The 21,696-nt window shown below is 52.1% G+C and carries 27 protein-coding genes and 2 pseudogenes; 10 read left to right on the plus strand and 19 right to left on the minus strand.

All coding sequences use genetic code 11. The features are described 5' to 3' along the window. Nucleotides 1-431 precede the first annotated feature (431 nt). Both IAE48_RS12470 and IAE48_RS12475 read left to right on the plus strand, forming a co-directional pair. Complete coding sequence (locus IAE48_RS12470) at nt 432-1,013, plus strand: glycoside hydrolase family 19 protein (protein WP_200134577.1); 582 nt, start codon at nt 432-434, stop codon at nt 1,011-1,013. Further along, nucleotides 1,010-1,345 carry a hypothetical protein gene (locus tag IAE48_RS12475; protein ID WP_200134578.1) on the plus strand — a complete coding sequence of 112 codons (336 nt, stop codon included), beginning with the start codon at nt 1,010-1,012 and terminating at the stop codon, nt 1,343-1,345. Before IAE48_RS12470 ends, IAE48_RS12475 begins: the two co-directional genes overlap by 4 nt. A 560-nt stretch (nt 1,346-1,905) precedes the next feature. Here the strand turns inward: IAE48_RS12475 and IAE48_RS12480 are convergent. From IAE48_RS12480 to IAE48_RS12500, 5 genes are read right to left on the minus strand one after another with little or no spacing between them, the layout of a single operon-like run. Then, nucleotides 1,906-4,239 carry a primase-helicase zinc-binding domain-containing protein gene (locus tag IAE48_RS12480; RefSeq protein ID WP_200134579.1) on the minus strand — a complete coding sequence of 778 codons (2,334 nt, stop codon included), beginning with the start codon at nt 4,237-4,239 and terminating at the stop codon, nt 1,906-1,908. Between the two features lie 11 nt (nt 4,240-4,250). Continuing rightward, nucleotides 4,251-4,571 carry a DUF5375 domain-containing protein gene (locus tag IAE48_RS12485; protein WP_105685342.1) on the minus strand — a complete coding sequence of 107 codons (321 nt, stop codon included), beginning with the start codon at nt 4,569-4,571 and terminating at the stop codon, nt 4,251-4,253. Then, complete coding sequence (locus IAE48_RS12490; RefSeq protein WP_187799805.1) at nt 4,568-4,801, minus strand: hypothetical protein; 234 nt, start codon at nt 4,799-4,801, stop codon at nt 4,568-4,570. Before IAE48_RS12490 ends, IAE48_RS12485 begins: the two co-directional genes overlap by 4 nt. Beyond that, nucleotides 4,798-5,355 carry a host cell division inhibitor Icd-like protein gene (locus tag IAE48_RS12495; protein WP_200134580.1) on the minus strand — a complete coding sequence of 186 codons (558 nt, stop codon included), beginning with the start codon at nt 5,353-5,355 and terminating at the stop codon, nt 4,798-4,800. Before IAE48_RS12495 ends, IAE48_RS12490 begins: the two co-directional genes overlap by 4 nt. Continuing rightward, nucleotides 5,352-5,618 carry an AlpA family transcriptional regulator gene (locus IAE48_RS12500; protein ID WP_200134581.1) on the minus strand — a complete coding sequence of 89 codons (267 nt, stop codon included), beginning with the start codon at nt 5,616-5,618 and terminating at the stop codon, nt 5,352-5,354. The genes IAE48_RS12495 and IAE48_RS12500 overlap by 4 nt, the downstream gene beginning before the upstream one ends. A gap of 548 nt (nt 5,619-6,166) precedes the next feature. Here IAE48_RS12500 and IAE48_RS12505 point away from each other — a divergent pair. Genes IAE48_RS12505 through IAE48_RS12515 form a run of 3 tightly spaced genes read left to right on the plus strand, consistent with a single transcriptional unit; the run spans nt 6,167 to nt 7,581 of the window. Continuing rightward, nucleotides 6,167-6,964 (plus strand): capsid protein, encoded by a 798-nt coding sequence (locus IAE48_RS12505; RefSeq protein ID WP_200134582.1) that lies wholly within the window; start codon nt 6,167-6,169, stop codon nt 6,962-6,964. Between the two features lie 3 nt (nt 6,965-6,967). Beyond that, nucleotides 6,968-7,174 carry an ogr/Delta-like zinc finger family protein gene (locus tag IAE48_RS12510; protein WP_200134583.1) on the plus strand — a complete coding sequence of 69 codons (207 nt, stop codon included), beginning with the start codon at nt 6,968-6,970 and terminating at the stop codon, nt 7,172-7,174. Next, entirely contained in the window at nt 7,171-7,581 is a 411-nt protein-coding gene (locus IAE48_RS12515) for a phage polarity suppression protein (protein WP_200134584.1), read from the plus strand. Before IAE48_RS12510 ends, IAE48_RS12515 begins: the two co-directional genes overlap by 4 nt. 591 nt (nt 7,582-8,172) lie before the next feature. Here IAE48_RS12515 and IAE48_RS12520 read toward each other — a convergent pair. The 14 genes and pseudogenes from IAE48_RS12520 to IAE48_RS12585 all read right to left on the minus strand — a co-directional run bounded on the left by IAE48_RS12520 (nt 8,173) and on the right by IAE48_RS12585 (nt 17,235). Beyond that, complete coding sequence (locus tag IAE48_RS12520; RefSeq protein WP_233631573.1) at nt 8,173-8,829, minus strand: hypothetical protein; 657 nt, start codon at nt 8,827-8,829, stop codon at nt 8,173-8,175. Between the two features lie 4 nt (nt 8,830-8,833). Next, nucleotides 8,834-9,946, minus strand: coding sequence for a hypothetical protein (locus IAE48_RS12525; RefSeq protein WP_233631574.1), 1,113 nt, complete (start codon nt 9,944-9,946; stop codon nt 8,834-8,836). A gap of 55 nt (nt 9,947-10,001) precedes the next feature. Then, nucleotides 10,002-11,213: an integrase domain-containing protein gene (locus IAE48_RS12530; RefSeq protein WP_200134585.1), complete on the minus strand. Its 1,212-nt coding sequence runs from the start codon at nt 11,211-11,213 to the stop codon at nt 10,002-10,004. A 289-nt stretch (nt 11,214-11,502) separates the two neighbouring features. Next, entirely contained in the window at nt 11,503-12,681 is a 1,179-nt protein-coding gene (locus tag IAE48_RS12535; protein ID WP_200134586.1) for a site-specific integrase, read from the minus strand. Further along, nucleotides 12,642-12,848: an excisionase gene (locus tag IAE48_RS12540; RefSeq protein WP_139566938.1), complete on the minus strand. Its 207-nt coding sequence runs from the start codon at nt 12,846-12,848 to the stop codon at nt 12,642-12,644. The genes IAE48_RS12535 and IAE48_RS12540 overlap by 40 nt, the downstream gene beginning before the upstream one ends. A 26-nt stretch (nt 12,849-12,874) precedes the next feature. Next, the gene (locus tag IAE48_RS12545) at nt 12,875-13,144 is read right to left on the minus strand and encodes a hypothetical protein (RefSeq protein ID WP_139569262.1); all 270 of its coding nucleotides are present in this window, start codon (nt 13,142-13,144) and stop codon (nt 12,875-12,877) included. Further along, nucleotides 13,144-13,380: a hypothetical protein gene (locus IAE48_RS12550; RefSeq protein WP_200134587.1), complete on the minus strand. Its 237-nt coding sequence runs from the start codon at nt 13,378-13,380 to the stop codon at nt 13,144-13,146. The genes IAE48_RS12545 and IAE48_RS12550 overlap by 1 nt, the downstream gene beginning before the upstream one ends. Before the next feature lie 16 nt (nt 13,381-13,396). Further along, nucleotides 13,397-13,690 (minus strand): annotated as a pseudogene (locus IAE48_RS12555) (dATP/dGTP pyrophosphohydrolase domain-containing protein); the annotation flags it as partial. Continuing rightward, nucleotides 13,691-13,966 (minus strand): annotated as a pseudogene (locus IAE48_RS12560) (hypothetical protein); the annotation flags it as partial. A 242-nt stretch (nt 13,967-14,208) separates the two neighbouring features. After that, nucleotides 14,209-14,520: a hypothetical protein gene (locus IAE48_RS12565; protein WP_200134588.1), complete on the minus strand. Its 312-nt coding sequence runs from the start codon at nt 14,518-14,520 to the stop codon at nt 14,209-14,211. After that, a complete protein-coding gene (locus IAE48_RS12570) occupies nt 14,510-14,731 on the minus strand; it encodes a TraR/DksA family transcriptional regulator (protein WP_200134589.1) in 222 nt (73 codons plus the stop codon). Before IAE48_RS12570 ends, IAE48_RS12565 begins: the two co-directional genes overlap by 11 nt. After that, nucleotides 14,728-15,210, minus strand: coding sequence for a class I SAM-dependent methyltransferase (locus tag IAE48_RS12575; RefSeq protein ID WP_200134590.1), 483 nt, complete (start codon nt 15,208-15,210; stop codon nt 14,728-14,730). The genes IAE48_RS12570 and IAE48_RS12575 overlap by 4 nt, the downstream gene beginning before the upstream one ends. Continuing rightward, on the minus strand, nt 15,207-15,989 hold the full coding sequence (locus tag IAE48_RS12580) for a hypothetical protein (RefSeq protein WP_200134661.1): 783 nt from the start codon (nt 15,987-15,989) through the stop codon (nt 15,207-15,209). Before IAE48_RS12580 ends, IAE48_RS12575 begins: the two co-directional genes overlap by 4 nt. Before the next feature lie 586 nt (nt 15,990-16,575). Beyond that, nucleotides 16,576-17,235, minus strand: coding sequence for a LexA family transcriptional regulator (locus tag IAE48_RS12585; protein ID WP_200134591.1), 660 nt, complete (start codon nt 17,233-17,235; stop codon nt 16,576-16,578). 91 nt (nt 17,236-17,326) lie between these two features. On the opposite strand from IAE48_RS12585, the gene IAE48_RS12590 reads away from it, so the two are divergent. The 5 genes from IAE48_RS12590 (at nt 17,327) to IAE48_RS12610 (ending at nt 21,696) form a co-directional block, all read left to right on the plus strand. Further along, the gene (locus IAE48_RS12590; RefSeq protein ID WP_200134592.1) at nt 17,327-17,524 is read left to right on the plus strand and encodes a Cro/CI family transcriptional regulator; all 198 of its coding nucleotides are present in this window, start codon (nt 17,327-17,329) and stop codon (nt 17,522-17,524) included. Between the two features lie 25 nt (nt 17,525-17,549). After that, the gene (locus tag IAE48_RS12595; protein WP_200134593.1) at nt 17,550-18,011 is read left to right on the plus strand and encodes a YmfL family putative regulatory protein; all 462 of its coding nucleotides are present in this window, start codon (nt 17,550-17,552) and stop codon (nt 18,009-18,011) included. A 241-nt stretch (nt 18,012-18,252) separates the two neighbouring features. Next, on the plus strand, nt 18,253-18,432 hold the full coding sequence (locus IAE48_RS12600) for a DUF4222 domain-containing protein (protein ID WP_200134594.1): 180 nt from the start codon (nt 18,253-18,255) through the stop codon (nt 18,430-18,432). Next, nucleotides 18,422-19,282: a conserved phage C-terminal domain-containing protein gene (locus IAE48_RS12605; protein WP_200134595.1), complete on the plus strand. Its 861-nt coding sequence runs from the start codon at nt 18,422-18,424 to the stop codon at nt 19,280-19,282. Before IAE48_RS12600 ends, IAE48_RS12605 begins: the two co-directional genes overlap by 11 nt. Continuing rightward, nucleotides 19,279-21,696 carry a Dam family site-specific DNA-(adenine-N6)-methyltransferase gene (locus IAE48_RS12610; protein ID WP_200134596.1) on the plus strand — a complete coding sequence of 806 codons (2,418 nt, stop codon included), beginning with the start codon at nt 19,279-19,281 and terminating at the stop codon, nt 21,694-21,696. The genes IAE48_RS12605 and IAE48_RS12610 overlap by 4 nt, the downstream gene beginning before the upstream one ends.

Raw genomic sequence — 21,696 nt, forward strand, 5'->3', positions numbered from 1 at the left:
GTGCAGGAATGACGCGCTCGCCAATTTTAAGCTTTTTGCTCACATACTCAGTGACGACCTGTTTGATTTCTTCTTCTAATCAACCGTTCATAACCTGCGTTAGGCTGTAGAGCAGGTTGGCTTGCGACGTAGGAGCAACCTCCTCATCTAAAATCACTAAGATCTCTTCCCAGTTCAGGCCAGACTCTTTAGGTACATGAGCCATCCATTTGTAATCATAGCCCTAAAGTTCGAGCCCTGCGAAAAGCTCCGATAATGCGTCCAAGACAGGGATTCGGCTTGATTAAGCATTTCCTGAAAACTGCATTCAAGTAATCCCGATTTTGGGTGGTAAGAATTATCCTGGATTGAAAACGAAAGCAAAAATGGCTGCCAAATGTTTAAGCTCGTTAGTTAAAATGGCTATGGGAGATAAAATAAGGAATAGGCAAATGGTTGATATTACAGCAGACATGCTTTGGAATATAGCCAGGCATTACAGACATAAAGAAACCTTGCTAAATTCACAATATTACAATGTTCATGCCATAGTACCGCATTTAAATCAATGGTTTACCGTCTATGCGATCAATACCGAATTAAGAGCCGCTCATTTTCTTGCCCAGGCTTGTGTTGAAACTGCGAACTTTTCTAGCTTTACTGAGGTTCCAAGAGATGGTGGCAGAGAATATGATGCAGGAACCCGGATTGGACGTAATTTGGGTAATACAGAAGTAGGTGATGGCCCTAAATTCATCGGTCGTGGATTATTACATCTGACAGGTAGAGATAATTATACTAACTTCGGAAGCGAGTTTGATAAGGATTACATAACCGATCCCACGATGGTCGCGAGAAATCCATATGTTGCAGTTAAAGCTGCTCGTTATTACTGGGATCTCAGACATGTTAATACTGCAGCAGATAGGGATGACATAAATAAAGTCACACTCCTTGTTAATGGTGGCTATAATGGCCTTGAAGAAAGAAAAATGGCATTGATAAGAGCAAAGAGAGAGCTTGGAATAATATGAAGATATCAACCGGCATTATGATGTTATTACTTTTTTCGATGAGTTGCTCATCCTTTGCTGCCACGAAAAAATCTGAATTAACTTGTAAAACTCAGGCAATCACTGAATCAAAAAAATTGTTGGCTTTTTATAGAGACAATGATGATAGGGCCGAGGTTGATAAAGATGTAACTGCATTAGCAAAAATGCAAAATCCTGAAAATAAATCTCAGTACTACGATGTATTGCAGACTTGGGGTTATATATATAAAGGTAAGTATCGTATGAGATTTATCTTCCTCAATGATTGTACTCTCATGGGGGAAGAGATTTTAGAGTATGCTAATCCTTAGTAACATTTTGAGGTTCATTATTTATTCGGAGCGGTATTCTTGCCGCTCCTGATTTCAAATATATATCAGACTTTCGTATAAATTCCGCTCTAGCCATACTATAGGTCAATAGTATTGATACCCCCGCATCAGCAAGTACTAACCTCTTAAATCAGATTTACGGCTCTACTCGATAAGAACGTCATTTCACCTCACGGCAAGTTATTGGCCAACAGGGGGGGGTAAAGTTTTTTTCGGTTTAACTGTTCACACTGTTCACCTTGTGTTTTTTGCTATATTTATCATACGGATAGGTGATGAAGAGTTGGTGAAGAGTGAACACTCGACTCTTCACCCGTGCGCGGACTTACGTATTGAGGCAAAGGAATGCAGCATACGGATGTGGAGTGAGGGGGGTAAAAAGTTTTTTTTGGTTTTATTGTTCACACTGTTCACCCTTCTATTTTACCCTTTACTTTCAGTGGGTTGAGTGGTGAACGGAAGGTGAAGGGTGAACAGTGCACTGTTCACCACCGGGGATGTCAGATAAAAAAAGACCGGCGGCTGCCGGTCTGGTGAGGTTATGTCGCTGCGGGCTCGTCGCACTTCGGCAGCCAGTCGCTGTTACTGTCTTCCCGGAGGGTGAGATTGGTCTGCGTCCCGTGTTTTGTGTGCCGCTTTTCGTAGCTTATGCCGTACTCTTTCAGCATCATCGGCAGCCCTGTTCCGAACATTTTCAGGCTCAGCACATGCTTAAACCCGTTTGCCTCCATATACACGAGGTAGGCATGATAGAGATAGCTGCGGGGCTGGCGCGGAACGATGTTGGCATTGCCCATGAACATCCCGTTAGTCTGCGGCAGCGCCTCCAGATAACCGCAGAAATCAAAGGCCGGGTCAGCGTCGCGCTTGATGCTCAGCGCCTCGTCAGAGTTCTGCTGCGACTGGAGCAGAGCGCGGGCGCTCATCGGGTCGCTGAACCGCTGCATAAGCTGGCGCACAATGACCGCCAGCTCGCGGGCGATTTTGTCCTTCAGGTGCGGGTCGCGCTCCGCCGGGGCTATCTGCTCCGGGAAGTGGATAATCACCCGGCGACGGGAAACGCCCCCGCTGCGGTCGGTGAAGCGCATCGGGTTGTTGTTCACGGCCAGAATCACCGCCGGAATATGCGTGGAATACGCATCCCGGTATTTCGGGTCAACCGACACGGCATCGCCCCCGGTGATGGCCTTGAGTCCTGCCCCGTCCCCGCTCCATTTCTCCTGGTCAGGCAGGCGGATGAGTGAGAAGCCTGTCAGTGCCGCACGTTCACGCGGGGATTCCAGCGTCTCGATGGTCGCCGAGGTGGCGTTATCCTCTCCTGCGAGCATGGTCGCAATCTCGGCCAGAATACTCTTGCCGCTCCCGCCTGGTCCCGTCACCTCGAGGAAGAGCTGCCAGTCATAGCGGTTCGCCAGCACCATAAACAGGGCGGCCAGTATCACATCGCGTTTGTCAGCACTGCCCCCGGCAGCACGGTCGAGCCACTGCCAGAAATGCGGGGCATGGGATGCCAGCGTTTCGCCCGCCACCGGCGGGGTGAAATCCACGTCACACAGCGTACGCAGCCAGTACGATTTGCTGTGCGGGCTGAACGTGCCGGTTTTCGTGTCCAGCACCCCGTTACGGAAACCAATCAGACGGCGCGCCGGTGCGTTCTGCTGCGGGATAATCAGTTTCAGGGTCTCCACCACCGAGGCGATACGCCCCGACGAGAACGGGGCGCGCAGGCGCTGAAACAGCCCGGCCACGTCGCGGGCAAAGTCTGAGGGTGGTATCACCTTCCAGATACCGTTTTCATACCGGGACAGGAGCTGGCCGTTCGCATCCACCGCCAGCGCCTCGCCGTAATGCTCCTGCACCCGCAGGGCTTTATCGCTGGAGCTCATGGCGGTAAATTCCGCCTCGCTCATGGTGTCGAACGGACTTGCAACCGGCGGGCGGATGGCGTCGTAAATGGCTTTTCCTGTGGCCTCCTCGCCTTTCTGACTGAGCGCATCATTCCAGTCCCCGAACACCGGCGGCAGGGCAACCACGCCGTTGCAGGCATCTGCGGCCGCTGCGGCTTTTGTCTGACCGTCACCGCTCAGGTCACGGTCAGCCGCAAGGATAATCTCACAGGCCGGGTGCTTACTGCGGGCAAGGCTCGCCAGGGAAAGGAGGTTCACGGACGAGAGCGCCACCATCACGGTTTCGCCGGTCAGGTGGTGCACGGTCAGCGCCGTGGCATACCCCTCTGCTATCCACAGGCGTTTTCCGGTCTGTTTCTGACCGTCAATGATATGGCATGCGCCTTTCACCGCCCCGCCTTTCAGGGTGCGCTTTTCCCCGTCAGCGTTAATGAGCTGGACGTTAACCAGCGCCCCGGTGTCGTCATGCAGCGGGACAACCACATCCCCGGCGCGGTAGCTCACGCCCCCGGTTTTGTGCGTGGCACTGAGGGTCAGGCACTCGCGGTCAGCCAGCCCCTTGCGGGTCAGGTAAGCGTTGCCGGTGGCCGGGCGGGCAGATGCCATGAGCTCAGCCGCCCGTGCTGCCGCCGCTTTTCGCGCGGCGTCCGTTCCGGCGTCTGCGGTCGCGGTGGCTGCCGGAACAACCGGCGGCAGGGTGCCGGTCACGGCATTCACCTTCCCGGCGGCCTCGGACGGGGTCACACCGAACACCTTTTCAACCAGTTTCAGCCCGTCACCCGCGCCGCACTGGTTACAGAACCACGTTCCGCGCCCCTCCTTGTCGTCAAAGCGGAAGCGGTCAGAGCCGCCACAGACGGGGCAGGCCTGATGCCGGTTTCTGATGACCGGCACGCCCAGCGCCGGGAGAATGCGCGGCCAGTGGCCACACGCCATGTTAACGGTGTCCGTTACGTTCATTTTCATTGGTGTGTTCCTCAGTGCAGGACAGGCACGCTGATATGGCGGGCGCAGAGTTCATCCATCACGGCCAGACCGAGAAAGGACAGCGACGGGGCGGCTTTCAGGGGACCGGCATCCATTAAATCTTCCAGCAGGGCGCAGGCAATCAGGCGGCCTTTCTCCTCGCCGTGCTGGCGCAGGTAGAAGCCCTCCAGCTCGGCGGCTATGGCCGACTCCAGCGCATCGAGGGTGAGGTGCGGGTAGCGGTGCTGACGGTGGCACACGGTCAGCCAGGCGCAGGCCACGGCGCGGCGGTAAAGCGCGGCGCGCAGGACAGGTGTTAACGGGGTTGTCATGCGCCGACCTCCTCGGTGAGCCAGCGCTGCATGCAGCGCTCCACCACGCCGTCGAGCTGGGTGGTCATGAGGTAAATCACGGAGGAGAGCTGCGCCTGGTGCGCCGTTTCCCGGCTGACCGTCACGCTGTCATTTAACAGCGTCATGGCATTCACGAACTGGCCGACGTTGCGCAGGTGCTCCAGGCACGCAAGCTCATCACGGGTGAGCGTCAGGGTCAGGTCTTTCACGCGCGCACCTCCGCCACCGGCAGACGCCCGGCAAAGGCGAGAATGTAATCCCGGACAAGGGAACGGCGTGCAGCGCGCTCGTCACCGGCAACGGTGCGGAGCATACAGATACGGGGTGTGCGGTCTGCGCGGCGAACGGCTGCGAAGACGTAGACAAACTGCGGGTGTGACAGGGTGAGGGTCGTGGCCATAGTGGCAGCCTCCTGTGAATAGCGGTTAATGCCACCACCGGAGTTCCTACGCTCATGGGTGGTGACCCGGACGGGGGTAGGAATACCGGTTTCACAGAATACCGGCCAGCCCGAGGGCTGCCCCGCCCGGACCACCATTATCTGTACGTAACCATGGTGTGTGCATAAACACCACAGCCCGATAAATGGGTGTGCCTGAGCCACGACATAAAAAAAGACGCATGGCGCGTCTGTTGTCGCCTGTGAATTACACGGGTTCCTACGCCCGGCTGCCGATTTTGCGGCAGCGGGAAAACTATACCTGGAAACAGCCGGAAGAAGCAAGCCAGGGAAAGGCAGTTTTTGCAGGGCGGACATCATCATGCGTCACAGCCCCGGTTACGGTCGGCGATACGGGCAGTCATCCAGGCGGTGATTTCGCTGTGCAGCCAGGCGACATTTTTGCCGCCCAGGGAGACCTGCTGCGGAAAGGCATTCCGGCTGATGAGATCGTAAACAGTGGAGCGCGACAGGCCGCAGAGGTGCATCACTTCGGGCAGGCGCAGAAAACGCTCCTGAGCGGGGGCAGTCCCCGGCATTAGCGGGGCGGCAGGGGCGGAAATCGGGGAAGAAAAAGCGGTGTGCATCGGGCTACCTCATAAAGTCCGTGTGGTGCCGGTCATGTCTTTCCGGCGTCAGGTAGCGCTCTATTTTGTGAATATTTTCTGCCGGAGCAACAGGTAATTATTCTGTCATTCTTAACTTAACAATTCGTTAACATGCAAATGGCAAACAGTGGCAAACGCTGACAATCTCTGACATTTCTTGATAACAGTCTGGCACATTGCTAATCAATTATGGTTATAGATAACCTTTTTTTTATCGCAATAAAGTATAGATGCGGTGAGTGTCCCCAAAAACAGCCGGTGAACAGTGGTGAACAGTGGGTGAACAGTCAGACCCTCAACTGTTCACCCCTTAACTTACTGTATTAGTTACTTTTTATATTTCTGGTGAACAGTGTGAAGAGTTAAATACAGAAAAACAAACAGGGAGAGGGGTTTTCCTGCGACCTCTTTCTGGCGAGCCGATTTTTTCAGCGGCTTTCTGTACCATCCCGGCCACAACAGCAACAGCTCGTGATGTTGTGCAGGCCACGGCAGAATGCCCTCACACTGAAAAGAGAGAGCCCGCCATGAAAACTGAAATTATCACCGCCCTGATGAAAACCGTTGCCGGCACCCGGCCTGCCCCTGACCGCGCCCTTATCGAGAATGCCGTTGCGGTCACCACTGAAAAGGCTGCGCAGAAGAATGCCGCCGCCGTGAGTGAAGCGCTCTCCCGCTTTACAGAGGCGAAAGCCGCCCACACCGGCAGCATGATGACGCTGAACGACATCAACGCAGCCATCACACGCAGCGAAAAGGAACGGCAGACTGCGCTTGAGGAAAGTGCGGAGGCTGACAAAAGCTGGCGTACCCGCCTGCGCAGCCTGGGCGGAGCCATGACACCGGAGCTGAAAGCCGAACACGGCCGCCGCATGGCCGGGCGCGAGCTGGCAGAGGAGTTCTCCGGCCTGATTGCCGAACTGGAAACAGACAAATCCCGTGCCATGCTTGAGGCATGTGCGACCGGCAGACAGTATGTCGATGAACATGCGACAGCGCTTACCGTCTGCGCACAGGCGGCCTGGTCAGAAGCGATGAACACCATCAGCCCGGCGCTGGTACGCGCTTACCGTCTGCGCCTGCGTGAGCTGGAGCTGAACGGTGAGCCACGTCCGGGTGACGTCCTGGCTGAGGAGCTGCAACAGCATGTTGCCTTACAGGCACAGTTCTACACCTTCGACATGGACAATGAGCCGGTTATCTCTCAGCTCGGCCTGCACCGCCCGCCGCTGACCGGCGTGGACATGGTGCTCTATAAAAGCCCGGTTAAGCGTAATCAGCTTGCCGCGGAGCTGGCCGCCCGGAAAAAGCAGGCGGAGAGCTGAGCCATGTTTCACTGCCCGTACTGCAAGCAACCCGCGCACACCCGTACCAGCCGGTATGTGTCGGACAACCTCAAGCAGCGCTATCACCAGTGCACCAGTCTTGAATGCTCGGCCACGTTCCGCACCTCCGAGACGCTCGACGGGGTGATACGTCAGCCGGCCATGCCGGAAAACGCCGTGGCGCTTTTAACCGCAGGAGAGAGACCATGACCAACACCCTGACGCTGGCCGCAGAGGCCTGCCTGCACCACCGTGCCGTGTGGCTGAGCCGCCGGGAAACACCTGGTGCCCCGGAGGAAACCCGGCAGGCCGCGAAAAATTACATTCGCGCCCATGAGACCGTCCAGGCACTCAGCATCAGCCACCGGCTTGATGGCTTTATGCATCAGCACGGCGCAGAGCTGGCCGCCATTCTTGCCCCGGAGCTGGTACATATCCGCAGCCTCCCGGCGCACCTGCAACACCGGGCGCTCGACCGGGCAACGCATCATCTGCGCGATGCGCTCGCCTCCTGGCTGGCCGCCGGTAACGGGATTAATCATGAAGGCTGCGCGGTACTGAATGCCGTCGGCATCAGGCCTGATAAAGCGTCGCGCACGGACAGCCAGCAGCCATAACTCCCCGAAAAATGCGCCCGGCCATCCCCTGCAGGGCGCACCTCCCCGCCGCTAAAAATAGCCGAAAAATCCATAAATAATTAAAAAAATACCCTGCATGCATATGCTGCATTTAACTGCATTTATTTCTGCTCCCGCCTCATGCCCGCCCGTGCCAGTCCCGGCGCGGCCTGAGCCCGGCCATGCACCTGCATTTAAAGCGGCACATGAAGCGGGCAGGCGAGGAGGGGAAAGCACTGCGCTCTGGGAGGGTTATTTATTATTATTTATTTTTCCTGGCATGGTGCTTAGTCGTTAAACTGCATGCGAATGGGTTATGAGGTGTTGGCGATCTGGAGCGGCGTGTTGTGCGTTTGAGGCCATCTGAGATTAGTGCGTGAAAAGTGCCAGGAGGTGATGGTCATTGATGGAGGAATCGTTTTCTGGTGTATATTTTTTGCATCTCTGAGGGCTGTATTCTCCGTTCCTTGGAGCGAACAACCCTGCGGCTGACTATTGGCTTTGATACACCTTTAATTGCGGAGGGGTTGTTCTTATCATGTGCTTTTTCGTGCGAACTCGAAATAAAGGTGGGGTGTTAGTTTGGTTTGCTTATTTAAATGTTTGAGATGTGATTTCAACATACGAAGAGGCAAACCATTCTATAGGTTTTTTGTTTTTTAAATTATTTCCATCAAAATTATCGTCTGGAGTTGATCTGAATGTAATATAGTACACACCTGGCTTATCTAACCCGACGATATAACTAAGGGTTTTTTCTGCTCCAATCAAAACATGAGTCTTAGGTAATGACTTGCTTTTGGATTTTGGGGCGTTTTCTTTATCTCTCAAAACAGTATAGAGATTAGGTGTAAAAGATTGAGACTGTTCAACCGTATCGCCATTTGCACTCACTTTATATACAGTTAAAGCTCCTTTAGATGTTTCGAAAGATAATGGGCGCTTACCGTTATTCTTTATGGTTACATTAATAACCATTCCTAATTGAGTTTTTAACGGGGTAACATTAATAGCAATGCTGCTAGAGTCAGTTCCCTTAATTTGCTCTTTTATTTGCTTTAATTCTTCGTTAGCCTTTTGCAATTGGAGTTCCGCATTGCTAGCCATCTGCAATGCGTTAAAGGTATACAAAGCCCATACGCCACCAATTATGATGGCTAGCGAAATGACTATATAATGGATGCCTGATAAAAAATTATTAGATTTATCATGGTTATCCCACCATTTTTTTATGAACCCCATCGCCATCCTCTTAAATACCTTCAAAGTCATCAGGTTCTACATCATCACCATCATCATCATAGCTTTCTTCCTGAGGATCTGCGGATTTATTTTTCTTATTTAGTTTCTGTTGAGGGACTTTTAATGCTAATCCGCTTTTTACTTCCTCAAAGTTTTCATCATATTTTACTTTATCAATTAACAATGATATTGATTCGTAATTGTTGTCGAAAAATAGTTTGTCATTGTCATCTGCGAAAGTTGGCTCGATGTCGAACATGATAAGAAATGAGCAGACAACTAACAGGCTTTTTATACGACTTCCAGATGTTTTTGCCCAAAGATCGCCAGGGGAAAGAAATACCTGCTGTGTCGTTACTGTAAATGTTCTACTTTTTCGTAGCTCTTTATATGTAGCTTCAAAAAGAGCTAGTAGTTCTTCATTATTGATATTAACGTTGTCATTGTTGACGATCGTTTGAGCAATAGCTTCAATTTTATTTATGATTATAGAATATTGTGCAATGTCAAGGTTGTTAATGCCTTCTGTTTGCTCAATACGTGAGGAAATATAAGCTTCATCATCTGAAATAAATGCAACAGATAACCAGTGGTTAAGTTCTTTCCAGTGCTCGTTTGCAGAGAACACAGTTTGATTAGCTCTAAAGCTATTATTTATGGCTAATGGGAGTTTGTCCCGGAACTGTGTTTTTCCCCATTCAACTTTTCGTCTGAGACTAAATTTAAGTAATTTTTTATCTGTTGTACCATCAACATTTAATAATGTTACATCTTCTATGTCTTTATAAGGATCAGATGTGATTTTACCAACAATTATTCTCTTCGCATCTAGGGTGATAATTATATCGCCGACTGACATTTCATTAATGAAACGTAGAACTTGACCAGCTTTATTAGATGCAGATGCTAGACTTTCCTTTTTTTCAAGCAAAACGTTTTTGTAATTGAGTACAAGTTTAATCACTTCATCTTTATTGCTTAGGATTTTATCGTTAAAATCCATAGCATCAATATGCCCAATAGCTGCTATAGAATTATGAACAAAGTGATCATAAAACATGCCACCATCGCCAGATCGAACAACCCAAAATTTTGAATCTTTAGGAATATCTTGAATGTACATTTCAAATCCTTGCTATGTGTCTCAAATGAAGAAAACTACCAAATTTGGGGATAGCTCACTTCCTTCCAAAAGATGAGTGCTGCGAAACGCATTGCTCTCCCCACCATTCCATCAACTCTTCACGCTGAGAGAGATAAACTGAACGGTTGTACGCACGTCGAACTTCGTTCTTATCAATATGAGCAAGTGCAGCTTCAATCACATCTGGGTTGAATCCAAATTCATTCATTGCCGTGCTAGCTATCGAACGCATCCCGTGGGCAACAAGTTTACCCCCATAACCTATACGCTTTAAAGCAGCATTCGCCGTTTGACTGTTCATAGGTTGCTTTGGGTCACATCTGCTGGGAAAAATGTATTCTCGGTGGCTACTAATTGACTTCATGATACACAAAACATCTAGTGCTTTAGATGAGAGGGGAACAATGTGTTCACGCTTCGCCTTCATCCGTTCGGCTGGAATAGTCCAGAGCTTTGCATCGAAATCGATCTCTGCCCAACGAGCACCGGAAGCCTCAGCAGGACGCACTAGAGTCAAGAGCTGCCATTCAATGAGACAGCGAGTCGTAACAGACAGATTTGACATGACCAAAGAACGCATCAGCTTTGGTAATTCTTCTGGCCTCAACGTCGGCATGTTTTGTTTTTTAGGCTTCTCAAAGGCCATTCCAACACCTGAAGCTGGATTGGCATCAATCAGACCAGTGTTTACAGCATAAATCATTATCTCGTTAATACGCTGTACAAGCCGACGCACTGTCTCAAGTGCTCCACGTGCTTTGATTGGCTCAAGGGCTTCAACTAGTATTCGAGCTTTGATTTGCTGGATTGGGATCTCCCCGATGGTAGGAAATACGTCTTTTTCCAGTGAGCGCCATATATCTTTAGCGTAATCAGGGGTAACGTTTTTACTTTTGAGCTTGAACCAGTTAGCAGCGACTGTCGAAAAAATACTTTCTAGAGCGATTTGCTGCTTTTCCTCAGCAACTTCAGCTTGAATTTGCGGGTCAATTCCATTAGCTAAAAAGGCAAGGTAATCCGCTCTTAACCCTCGGGCATCAGCAAGCGATAGGGCAGGGAAAGCACCAAGTCCCATCATTGTCCGTTGTTTTGTAGCTGGACGTTGATAGCGAAAGCGCCAGAGTTTCTTGCCACTAGTTTTTACTATCAGAAAAAGTCCATCACCATCATGCAACGTCAGATCCTTCTCTATCGCTTTAGCGCGCATAACTTCGGTGTTGGTTAGGGGGCGTGTTGTTCGTGCCACTGTGGCCGCTCCTTCAATAATTGGTATACGCTTTTAGGTATACATCCTACCGTATACCTAAATGTATACCAATAATCACCGGATTTAGCCGGATGTTCCCGGACTACGACAGATACAAAAAAGCCCGCAAGGCTTGTGCTATGCGGGCTTTCTGTACTTTACCGGACGTATCCGGATTATTATTTGGTGGAGCTGGCGGGAGTTGAACCCGTGTCCGAAATATTGCAATTAACTGAATGATAATGACTTTTTTTCTGCTAAATTTTCCACGGCTCCTTTACGGCTCCTTTCATGTCCCGCCGCCGACCAGCTTGGGTCTTTTTTCCGTGTTCCCGTCATACTCTTTCAGATACGATCCATAATGCCTGAAAAGCATTTCTGGCCCTTTATGCCCCATCTGACCAGCAAGCCAGAACAGGTTCGCTCCTTGGCTTATGTGACGTGTGGCGAAAGTGTGACGGGTCTGGTAAGGGTTGCGATATCGGATCCCCGCTTTGCGTAACGTCGGCACCCACGCTTTTTTTCTAATGGCGTCAGCGCTGGCCCATGGCTTACTCGTCTTGGGATCCTCAAAAATCGTTGCATCCTTCATGAAGGTAAAAGCTTTCTGTGCGGCAAGCACCGCCATGGCTATCTCATTCAGCTCAACTTTACGTGTACCCGCCTTCGTTTTTGTCCCCTTGATCACCCCTACAACACTCGCATTCTGAACATGTGCAGTCTTGCCGATAAAATCAATGTCGCGCCAGCGAAGTGCGCAGAGTTCCGAACTGCGTAAACCGGTCTGTATGGCGAACATGAACAGGTTTTCCCACTGCTTGTTACCTGCTGATGCAAGAAGTGCATCCACTTCTGCAGGCGATAGGGGATCGACTATGTAGTCACTATCTGTGGTCGATTTATCGCTTTGGTACCGCGAAGCTGTCACCAGCGATACAGGATTAATTTGCAGCACGCCATCTGTTACCGCCTCATCAAGAGCTGAGCGTAAAAAAGATAGCTGGTTCCTTATTGTTTTCAGTGTCGTAGTGCGGCTCTGGATCCACGCTTTCATTGCAGCAGGCGTAAGTTCGCTTGCAGGAAATGAATGAAGGTCACTTAACGCACTGCGGCATTTTCTATAACCGTTGATTGTTGAGGGTGATAATTTTCGTGTCTCGCATATTGAGAGATATTCATCAAGATACATTTTTACTGTTTTACCAGTAGCAGCGTTACCAAATATCTTCAGTCTGGATGAGCGAGGGAAATATTCTGCATAAATAAATGTCCCTCGCTCAATTTTATTATGTATTTCGCCGAGAGTTCTCTCGGCATATTTCAGGTTTTTGTTATTCACTTCCAGATTTGAAAGGGGCTCACGACATTTGACCCCCTTATAAGTGAAAGTGATATTAATCGTCTCGCCCTGGTTGTGTTTTCTTACGGTCACACCACGCGGGAGTTTTGGCGATTCTGTCTTGCCCATTTGGATACCTCATCCAGATCAATCCATCTTTCCTTAACGCCTTCAACCTTCAGCACCTGAACGCCTTCAAACCAAACGCCGCGCTGCACGCGTTTTGTGATGGCTTCAGGTGTCTCGCCGGTTACTTTGCAATAAGCTGAGATGGGTACACAGTCGAGGTTCAGCATAGATTCTCCACACCGGCTGCAACCGGTTATTTAAGTCTGTAGGCACATGACGAGCACCCGTGGCGGGCGCCGTCGTTACAGCTGATACAAATCTTCGGTTCGCTGGTGGCCGGAGCCACCTGCTTGATTATCCTGGCCGGTACCAGCACCGGCATCGGTACGCGCTGCCGGCGTGCCTCTTCCAGCAGGTTCGCCAGCTCCAGCACGCGCGCTTTACAGTCCATTGCTTCAGCGCGCCACCAGATCACATCTTCGCGCAGGCGGCGCTGGCGCCGCAGCTTCAGTTTGCTGGGCATTAGTCGTCCTCGTCCCAGTCTTCATCTTCCTCGCCATCCTCACATGGAAAATTTAGAAGGGGATTGCTAGCTGCCAGCATTTCACTGGCAGCGCCACGGCGTTGAAGCCTGCGCAGCGCCTCATATAGCTCGAAAGCTTCGGTGCGTTCTTCGCCGAGATCGAGAGAGCATGCGACGCGGTGAGCGGCAACAACGATCGCCTCTAACTGGTTACGGATATCCTGAATAGTTTCCACCTCAATCCCCCTGCTCAGGCGCTGCCTTGATATGCATTCGTGGTTCACCGTCTTTAGGCTCCGGCCACTTGCGCGCCTTATTCACTTCCAGCTTGTCAATCATGGCCTGCATGATCTGTTCGTCAGTGATGCCAGCGCGGCGCTGTGCGTCCCACAGCAGAAACTGCATATCAGCCCATTCTGATAGGTCGCCTGGCTCCGCTGCGGCTTCCAGAGCCTCTTTTGACAGATGCATCAGCGGCCCTATAGGTCCAACGTTCCCAAATGTCTCCTGTGACCATTTGGCATGGTCGACGCGTACCTGTTCGCGGTCAGGCAAAGCCATCGTCGCTGGCTTAGCAGCTTCAGTTTTCCATCCGTGGTACCACATAAACGCGCAGTAAGCCGCTACGTCGCGCGGGTCTCCCTTGGCGATATGCTGATGAAAATGCGCCTGGCACTGGCTGGGCCATCCGTCCTGTTTCCAGTCTGCGTCGTAGCCGTATTTCAACTGCGCTTTGTATAGCTTCTCTGCTAGAGCGGCGCAGAAGTCAGCGACAAGATTTTGCGTGTCCGGATGTAGTTCACCAGGCATCACCGGCGCTGGCGGTGCGGCGTAGAGCGGCCCAGGAACTACATCATGGCGTCGCCAGCGAATATCGCACTTTCTTTCTTTGTTAGGTGATGACCACGCTACGACATCTGCAACAGGCTCGCCGTCTATTCGCGCCAGAAGCATGCGGGCCATCGCTTCTGCCTCTTCAGCAGGCAACATCACGTTATGCCCAGTGCCAAACTTTTCGTGCCATGATGCGATTTTTTCCAGCCGTTCCCGGCTCAGTTGTGCTGTCATGATTTCAACCCCTCGAAAGTAACAGTGGCGTAAAACATGTCGCGCGGATCGTTGTAAAACTCGATCGCCTTTAAACGAAGAACACCGATCCGGTTTCCGGTCAAAGCGATGGTGAACGTGTCGCCTTTCTTGGGCTTCTTCTCATGAATGAGGCCTGCGCCGAAGAAGTGGCCGGTGATCTCCATTTTCCCCTTTGGCTTGAAACCGCGAACGAAATGCAAGGCATGACCCCAGTACTGCCGGGTGTAATCAAACTCTTTGCTTTCCGGCCTGATGCCGTTCAGCAGCGCGATTAATTTAGCGAGCATGTATGCCTCCCCGCAGCTCTTTCAACTGCTGGCAATCGACGCAGGTTTTGCAGCCCGGAACAGCAGCGCGGCGCGCTTCAGGAATGTCCACGCCACAGGCTTCGCATTGCTCTGCAGACACTGCGTTACGGTCGATGCGAATACGCTGTAAGGCATGCTCCATGGTGAGCTCTACCAGAGCGTTGGCCTGGTCGATGATTTCTGCTGTCATGCTTCACCGCCTTTCACAAATATCACCCAATGCGTTTTATCGGCTTTGCCTGTGCGCTGCCATATAGCTGGCTTTTGGTCAGTAAGCGCAAGAATCTGGCTCACCGGTATTTGTGTTTCGTTCCATTTGAAGATAAGCACTCCGTGTGGCCGCAACACGCGGAAGGCTTCTTTAAAGCCTGCGCGCAGATCGTCACGCCAGGTGCCTTTATTAAGCCGACCGTATTTCTTACCCATCCAGGCGTTTTCGCTGACATGATCGAGATGCGGCGGATCGAATACCACAACCGGGAAAGATGAATCAGCGAACGGTAGCGCGCGGAAGTCGGCTATCACATCAGGGTTAATGACCAGGCTTCGTCCGTCGCAAAGAGTGTGTTGTTCAGCGCGGATATCACTGAACACTGCGCGATCATCAGCCTTATCGAACCAGAACATGCGGCTGCCACAGCACATATCGAGGATTGAAAGTTCGCTCACGGCTGCACCTCCGATTTGCTGCGCAGCTGGGCGGCCACTTCATCGCACACATGGGTCAGGCTGCAAAGTTGGATTGCCGGATGCTGCCGCAGCACCTCCACCCCTTCTGCGCGCAGGGAGGAGAGGAATGCATCAGTGGCGGGGGTTTTGATGTCAGGAAGGAGCGTGTAATCACACCATTCTTCAATGTGCGAAGCTAAGTTGTCATCTTCTGTTGCAGGTCTTAGTCCTGTCATCGTTGCACGTTGCAAGATCACTCCCCATACGACGCTGCCAACTTCGTCTGACCAACCATCAGGCGCATTGTCTCGGTATTCAGCAATTGAATCTTCCGCGTAAGCAGCTGCCTTTTCAGCGGTATCATGCTCTTCATAGCATCCGCTTGAGTCGTAGCTGAAAAAGCCAATACCAGCTTTGAGCGCCGCATTCTCCGCAGCCAGCTGTTTCGCCTCGCTCCTGGATTCGCACAGCGCCACGAACTGAACATTGAGGCGGTCTGCCATAGCGGTCATTAACTTTGCTGCTGCTGGTGGCAGAGTAGGGGCTGTCGCTCTGGCGTCGGCGACCAGCTCTTTGGCATTCATTCGCATGTTGGTATCTCCTACGCGCTGCAACGCGCGATTTTTGGTTGCAAGAATCCCTCGCCAGCTGGCGATTAATAAAAATGGGTTCGCTTTAATAAACGCCCGGAACAGAGTAGGGCGCTTAATGAAGCGGGCGGCTGCAACCGCCCTGGTATCTCCACACAGATGTAAGCGCGCTCCGGAAGGAGTTTGCATTAACGACCAGACACTTGAGGGAGAGTGCCGGAGCGCGCTTGCATCTATGCGAAAAAAGTGCGGCACCCTCACGGGTAAGGATCCGGTGCCGCCAATGACTACACGTTGCATTTATTCTTTGTGGTGCCGGGTGCCTCCCGGTGATCGCATCCAGTTACGTGCGATCGGGTACCAAACCACCTGATAAAGACGTTGTTAACTGTCCCGCGCGCGCTGAGCCGCATTCACCACAACAAAAAGAGCACTAAATGATGCTTCTAACAGCTATCGGTTGGGCATCATCTCCGCACTGCGGATCGATGTGCTTATTCACAGATAGTGCTCTCATCGTTGTGTCCCGGTCTCTTCCCAGGCGTCACACCGTATCGCCGCGATGGTGAGTCGCCGTATGGCGCATGCCTGGCTTGCACATTCCGGCTACCCACAAGCCCAATGCAGTACTTCAAGGGAGGCTGTGGACCGCTTCGACGCATGTGCCATACGCCGTGAATTAAAGGTACCTTTAGTTACCTTTATCGTCAAGCGTCTATGTTCCAAAAGTTACATTGAGGGGTAAAAAAATAGCCATCGTATGATGGCTACAGGTTTAAAGGTTTTGGGTAATTTGGACAACCTTACCAACTATTCGGCAATTGCCATCTATCGGTATCGGTTTGAAAGCGGGGTTAAGGGGCATCAAATAGCTTTGAGGACTATCCCATACTAATTTTTTAACTGTCGCCTCTGATGAGCCGTCCAGCACCGCCACAACGATTTTTCCATAAAGATCATCCATCTGACCGTAATTTGGTTCGACAATAACGATAGAACCTTCAGGTATCGATGGTAGTCCGTTAGGGTTTGTCATTGACTCACCTCTGACAATCAGACCAAAAACTTCGCTGGAAACATCAGCAGTGGTTTGCGTCCATGAAATCACGTCAGATAGCCTCGCATCAGCATAAGTTTCGGTCCAATGACCAGCTTGAACGGCAGAAATAATCGGTACGGCTGTGGGTGCCTTAATGAAGGGGATCAGCTTGGTGTCATCAGCTGTGTCATCGCTCTTACCGTACAGCAGCCATTCAGGGCTGGTGGCGAGCGATAACGCAAGTTGGTGAAGATTTTCACCATCTGGTTTCGTCGATCCATTTTCCCATTTCGTAACCGAAACTCTGCTAACCCCAAGCCGTTTGGCTAAGGATTGCTGCGTGATTTCCAGTTGTAATCGTCGTGCCCGGATTCGGTCTTTCATTTCAGTTTTCATGTAACTAATGTTACCCATAAGAGAGGTAACTGTTGTTTGCTATTTGATGTACCTTTTGTTACCTTTAAGGCGTCATCATTTAGGAGGAATTATGCGTAAAACCGATGTTGTGAATCACTTTGGCGGTATCTCAAAAACAGCCACCGCTCTTGGCATTTCTCATCCTGCCGTGTGCCGCTGGGGCGATGTAATTCCAGAGAAACAGGCTTTCGTCATCGAGCGAATCACAAATGGTGTTTTGAAGTACGACGCGAAGATGTACCAGAAGCCTAACGAAACGGCCGCTTAACCGTAACTACCAAAGGAAAAACAAGATGGTAGAGCACACTTTAAAAACAGTTGTTAAGGCGATGTGTAAAGCCTATCCGGGTGGGCGCGAGGCGATGGCTGGTGCACTTGGCATGAGCGTCACGCAGTTCAACAACAACCTCTATGAGAAGAATGGTTGCCGCTTCTTCGAGGCGTCCGAGCTGGAAGCGATGGAAGACATCTCCAACACCTCTTGCCTGGCTGACTATTTTGCCCGGCGCCGCGGGTGCCTGCTGGTGGAACAGCCGAGCATGGAGGACCTCGATCGCGTTGACCTTTTCAGCCGTTCGATGAGAACAGCAGCTGCGCGCGGACATGTAGACCAGATCATTCAGCAGGCGCTGGAAGATGGGGTGATTGAGCAGGATGAAGCAGCAGAAATTATGGAATGTCACCGCCGCCACAAGGTTGCGCGTGAAGAAGAGATTGCCGCGATTATCGCGTTATTCAGCCGCAAAAAGAAGTGACGCCAGCGGGTTGCAGCCCCTGGCGTCGTGGCGTGTCGATCAAAGTGTGGAGATACCTACGCATGAACAGTTTAACAACACAGTACCGCAGGTCGCAACTTGTAGCGCTTCCTGTTACCGGCGGTAAAGGCCCGGTGCAGTTCGTGTATGGGGTAAGAGTACAGGGCGCTGTTGAGCCTGTCAGCTACCCGTTTGCTGAGTGGGTTGTAGGTGATTTTAACAGCCAGGCGGAGAAAGCCGAATGCGAGAAGTCGACAGGTGGTTCCGTGACAGAAGAGGCATCCCCGTCCGTGTCATACGGTGGGAGCCAGAATCGCGCCGCGTTATCTATCTGCGGTCTGACTACCCCCACGAATGCTTCAAACCACTCCATATCTTCAAGCGCGATTTCAGAGAAATAAAGGACGACCATGAGCACTAAATTACAAGGCTATGTCTGGGACGTTTGTGCCGCCGCTGGCATGAAGCTGACCAGCGTTGCCATCATGGCGCGCCTGGCCGACTACAGCAACGACGACGGGGTGTGCTGGCCTTCTATCGAGACCATCGCGCGCCAGCTTGGCGCGGGTGAAAGCACCGTACGCACGGCGATCGGCAAGCTTGAACAGGATGGCTGGCTTTCCCGTCAGCAGCGCCGCAAAGGCAACCGTAACGCGTCGAACGTCTATCAGCTCAACGTGCAAAAGCTACAGGCCGCTGCCTTTTCTCACCTGTCAGAATCTGACACCTCAAAATCTGACGGGTCAAATTCTGATGCCTCAAAATCTGACGCGTCGAAATCTGGCAAAAACGGCGGGTTTCACCCGTCAGAATCTGGGGGGGATCCGTCAGTAAATTCAACTACTGATCCATCAGATAATAAAAACCCTTCTTGTCAGGTTGCTGCGCAACCCGACCGTGAAATTGTTTTAACGGATCTCGCTATTGAGGTTCTGACTCATCTCAATCAGGTGAGCGGCTCCCGTTTTCAGAAATCACGCAGCTCGCTGGAGAACATCCGTGCCCGTCTGCGTGAAGGTTACAGCGTCAGCGATTTGAAACTCGTTATCGACCTGAAGCATGAACACTGGCACGAAAACGATAAGCAGTACCAGTACATGCGCCCGGAGACCCTGTTTCGCCCAAGCAAATTCGAAGGGTATCTGCAAAGCGCAACGCGCTGGGAGGCAAAGGGGCGTCCATCGCGTGACTCATGGGATAAAACGCGCGAGCGCGATATCAACATGATGAGCACACCAGATACCTCAATTCCGGCGGGGTTCCGCGGATGAGATACGGATCTGTATGCAGTGGCATCGAGGCCGCAACAGTGGCATGGGCACCGCTTGGCTGGAAAGCTGCGTGGTTCGCCGAGATTGAAAAATTCCCGTCAGCCGTGCTGGCCGCCCGATGGCCTGAAGTTTCCAACCTTGGCGATATGACCAAAATCGCCGCCGCGGTGCGCGCTGGTGAGGTCGAAGCGCCGGATGTTCTGGTTGGCGGTACGCCGTGCCAGGCGTTCAGCATTGCTGGTTTACGTAACGGCCTCGCCGACGCGCGCGGGCAATTAACCCTTTCCTATGTGGAGCTGGCAGATGCCATCGATGACAAGCGCCGCGAAGCCGGTGAAGAAGAAGCCATTATCGTCTGGGAAAACGTCCCCGGCGTGCTCAGCAGCAAAGACAACGCCTTCGGCTGCTTCCTTGCCGGTCTGGCTGGAGAAGATGAAGCAATCGAACCTGGTGACCGACCTGCAGCAGGAAAAAGTAACCAGTTCTGGCGCTGGAGCAAAAAAGCCGGTCATCACATTGCAGCATGGCCGCAGCGTGGTTGTGTTTATGGACCACAGCGCGCGCTGGCCTGGGTTGTCAGAGATGCCCAATACTTCGGAGTGGCCCAACGACGCAAGCGTGTGTTCGTTGTCGCAAGTGCTCGAACAGGGTTCGATCCCGCAGAAGTACTTTTTGAGTTCGACGGCGTGCGCCGGGATTCTGCGCCGCGCAGAGAATCGCAACCGGAAATTGCCGGTAATGTTGGAGAGTGCTTTAAAGTCGGTAGTCACTGGGACAACCCCGCCAACCCGCATCCAACCTTGAACCAGTCAAACAACATTGGTGGCATTGGCACCAGTAATCAGGAAATTTTCAGCCAGCGCGGATCGGGGCTTGTTTCTAATTCCTATGCGGATTTATCCCGTACTTTGCTGGGCAAAGAGAATGACAGCACAGCTGAAGACCTTGAGACATATGTTGTGCATGGCACTCAAGATCCAGACGTTAACCGCGAACTGGCGCACACGCTTGGTCGCAACAACGGACAGGAAAACGCATGCATCGCCTTCAGCTATAAGGATCATGGCGCTGATGCATCCTTTGATTTATCCCCGACCATGCGCGCCGGCAATCACGACACCAGCCACGCCAATAGCGGTCAGCCTCCTGCAATCGCTTATGCATTTAAAGCAGGACAAGGTTCCAAGGCTGGCGGGATTGGCTATGCCGAAGAGCAGGCACCAACCCTGACCAGTGCAAGCAGTGGTACAAACCTGGCGCCCGCAATCTGCATACAGCACGCATCTATTGGTCGGCATGATTCCGCTGGCCCGCAGGGTAAGGGTTTTCAGGAAGATGTTGCTTTTACCCAGGACTCTCGCTCATCTGCCGACGTCGTACAATTTGGCATGCAGGTGCGCCGTCTTACTCCAGTCGAATGCGAGCGCCTTCAGGGATTCCCTGACGATCACACCTTGATTGCGTGGCGTGGGAAAGGAGCAAGTGAATGTCCTGATGGCCCGCGCTATAAAGCGATCGGCAACTCTATGGCTGTACCGGTAATGCGCTGGATTGGTGAGCGTATAGCTGCTGGTCTGCCAGTTGAAAAAGCAGCGCCGCGCGCATGGCAGCGTCCATTCCTGAAATGGGCTGGCGGTAAATATTCGCTGATGCCTGAACTGGATAGCCTCATCCCGGCGGGCGCCCGGCTGGTTGAGCCGTTTGTCGGTGGTGGCTCGGTTTTTCTCAACTTAGCTAAGTACGAAAGATTCCTGCTGGCAGATGCCAATCCGGATCTGATTAACCTCTATCAGATGCTTGCCGTAGTGCCAGAGCAGGTAACGGTGCTGGCGCGCCAGCTGTTTGCCGAAATGAATGACGAGCCGGGTTACTTCGCCGTTCGCCAGGCATTCAACGCGCAGCAGATGACCGGACCGGAGCGCGCCGCCGCTTTCCTCTATCTGAACCGGCACTGCTTCAACGGCCTGATCCGCTATAACCGCGCCGGCGAGTTCAACGTTGGCTGGGGTAAAAAAGCCAACCCGTATTTCCCTGATAAAGAGCTGCTGGCTTTTGCAGCTGTGGCGCCCAGCTGCGTTTTCATGAACGCCGGTTATCGTCGCACACTGTCGCTGGCGGGTGAGGGCGATGTCGTTTACTGCGATCCGCCCTATGAGCCGCTGCCGGGCACGGCGGGGTTTACCAACTATGCCGCTGGCGGTTTCGCATGGGCTGACCAGGTGGCGCTGGCTGAATCCTGTGTTGCGGCGCATCAGCGCGGCGCGCGGGTGGTGATCAGCAACTCAACGGCGCCACGGATTATTGAGCTTTACGAGCAGCACTGCTTCACGCTGCATCACGTCAGCGCCCGTCGGTCCATTTCCAGCAAAGCCAGCACGCGGGAAAACGCTGCTGACATTGTGGCCATTCTCTGA

This window comes from Kosakonia sp. S57, from assembly GCF_016516575.1.
GTDB classification, from domain to species: Bacteria; Pseudomonadota; Gammaproteobacteria; order Enterobacterales; family Enterobacteriaceae; genus Kosakonia; species Kosakonia cowanii.

Bases quoted from the DNA above. Each gene is read 5' to 3' on its own strand.
- IAE48_RS12470 (WP_200134577.1), top strand. From the start codon at position 432: ATGGTTGATATTACAGCAGACATGCTTTGGAATATAGCCAGGCATTAC.
- IAE48_RS12475 (WP_200134578.1), top strand. From the start codon at position 1,010: ATGAAGATATCAACCGGCATTATGATGTTATTACTTTTTTCGATGAGT.
- IAE48_RS12480 (WP_200134579.1), bottom strand. From the start codon at position 4,239: ATGAAAATGAACGTAACGGACACCGTTAACATGGCGTGTGGCCACTGG.
- IAE48_RS12485 (WP_105685342.1), bottom strand. From the start codon at position 4,571: ATGACAACCCCGTTAACACCTGTCCTGCGCGCCGCGCTTTACCGCCGC.
- IAE48_RS12495 (WP_200134580.1), bottom strand. From the start codon at position 5,355: ATGATGATGTCCGCCCTGCAAAAACTGCCTTTCCCTGGCTTGCTTCTT.
- IAE48_RS12500 (WP_200134581.1), bottom strand. From the start codon at position 5,618: ATGCACACCGCTTTTTCTTCCCCGATTTCCGCCCCTGCCGCCCCGCTA.
- IAE48_RS12505 (WP_200134582.1), top strand. From the start codon at position 6,167: ATGAAAACTGAAATTATCACCGCCCTGATGAAAACCGTTGCCGGCACC.
- IAE48_RS12510 (WP_200134583.1), top strand. From the start codon at position 6,968: ATGTTTCACTGCCCGTACTGCAAGCAACCCGCGCACACCCGTACCAGC.
- IAE48_RS12515 (WP_200134584.1), top strand. From the start codon at position 7,171: ATGACCAACACCCTGACGCTGGCCGCAGAGGCCTGCCTGCACCACCGT.
- IAE48_RS12520 (WP_233631573.1), bottom strand. From the start codon at position 8,829: ATGGCGATGGGGTTCATAAAAAAATGGTGGGATAACCATGATAAATCT.
- IAE48_RS12525 (WP_233631574.1), bottom strand. From the start codon at position 9,946: ATGTACATTCAAGATATTCCTAAAGATTCAAAATTTTGGGTTGTTCGA.
- IAE48_RS12535 (WP_200134586.1), bottom strand. From the start codon at position 12,681: ATGGGCAAGACAGAATCGCCAAAACTCCCGCGTGGTGTGACCGTAAGA.
- IAE48_RS12540 (WP_139566938.1), bottom strand. From the start codon at position 12,848: ATGCTGAACCTCGACTGTGTACCCATCTCAGCTTATTGCAAAGTAACC.
- IAE48_RS12545 (WP_139569262.1), bottom strand. From the start codon at position 13,144: ATGCCCAGCAAACTGAAGCTGCGGCGCCAGCGCCGCCTGCGCGAAGAT.
- IAE48_RS12565 (WP_200134588.1), bottom strand. From the start codon at position 14,520: ATGCTCGCTAAATTAATCGCGCTGCTGAACGGCATCAGGCCGGAAAGC.
- IAE48_RS12570 (WP_200134589.1), bottom strand. From the start codon at position 14,731: ATGACAGCAGAAATCATCGACCAGGCCAACGCTCTGGTAGAGCTCACC.
- IAE48_RS12580 (WP_200134661.1), bottom strand. From the start codon at position 15,989: ATGCAAACTCCTTCCGGAGCGCGCTTACATCTGTGTGGAGATACCAGG.
- IAE48_RS12585 (WP_200134591.1), bottom strand. From the start codon at position 17,235: ATGAAAACTGAAATGAAAGACCGAATCCGGGCACGACGATTACAACTG.
- IAE48_RS12590 (WP_200134592.1), top strand. From the start codon at position 17,327: ATGCGTAAAACCGATGTTGTGAATCACTTTGGCGGTATCTCAAAAACA.
- IAE48_RS12595 (WP_200134593.1), top strand. From the start codon at position 17,550: ATGGTAGAGCACACTTTAAAAACAGTTGTTAAGGCGATGTGTAAAGCC.
- IAE48_RS12600 (WP_200134594.1), top strand. From the start codon at position 18,253: ATGCGAGAAGTCGACAGGTGGTTCCGTGACAGAAGAGGCATCCCCGTC.
- IAE48_RS12605 (WP_200134595.1), top strand. From the start codon at position 18,422: ATGAGCACTAAATTACAAGGCTATGTCTGGGACGTTTGTGCCGCCGCT.
- IAE48_RS12610 (WP_200134596.1), top strand. From the start codon at position 19,279: ATGAGATACGGATCTGTATGCAGTGGCATCGAGGCCGCAACAGTGGCA.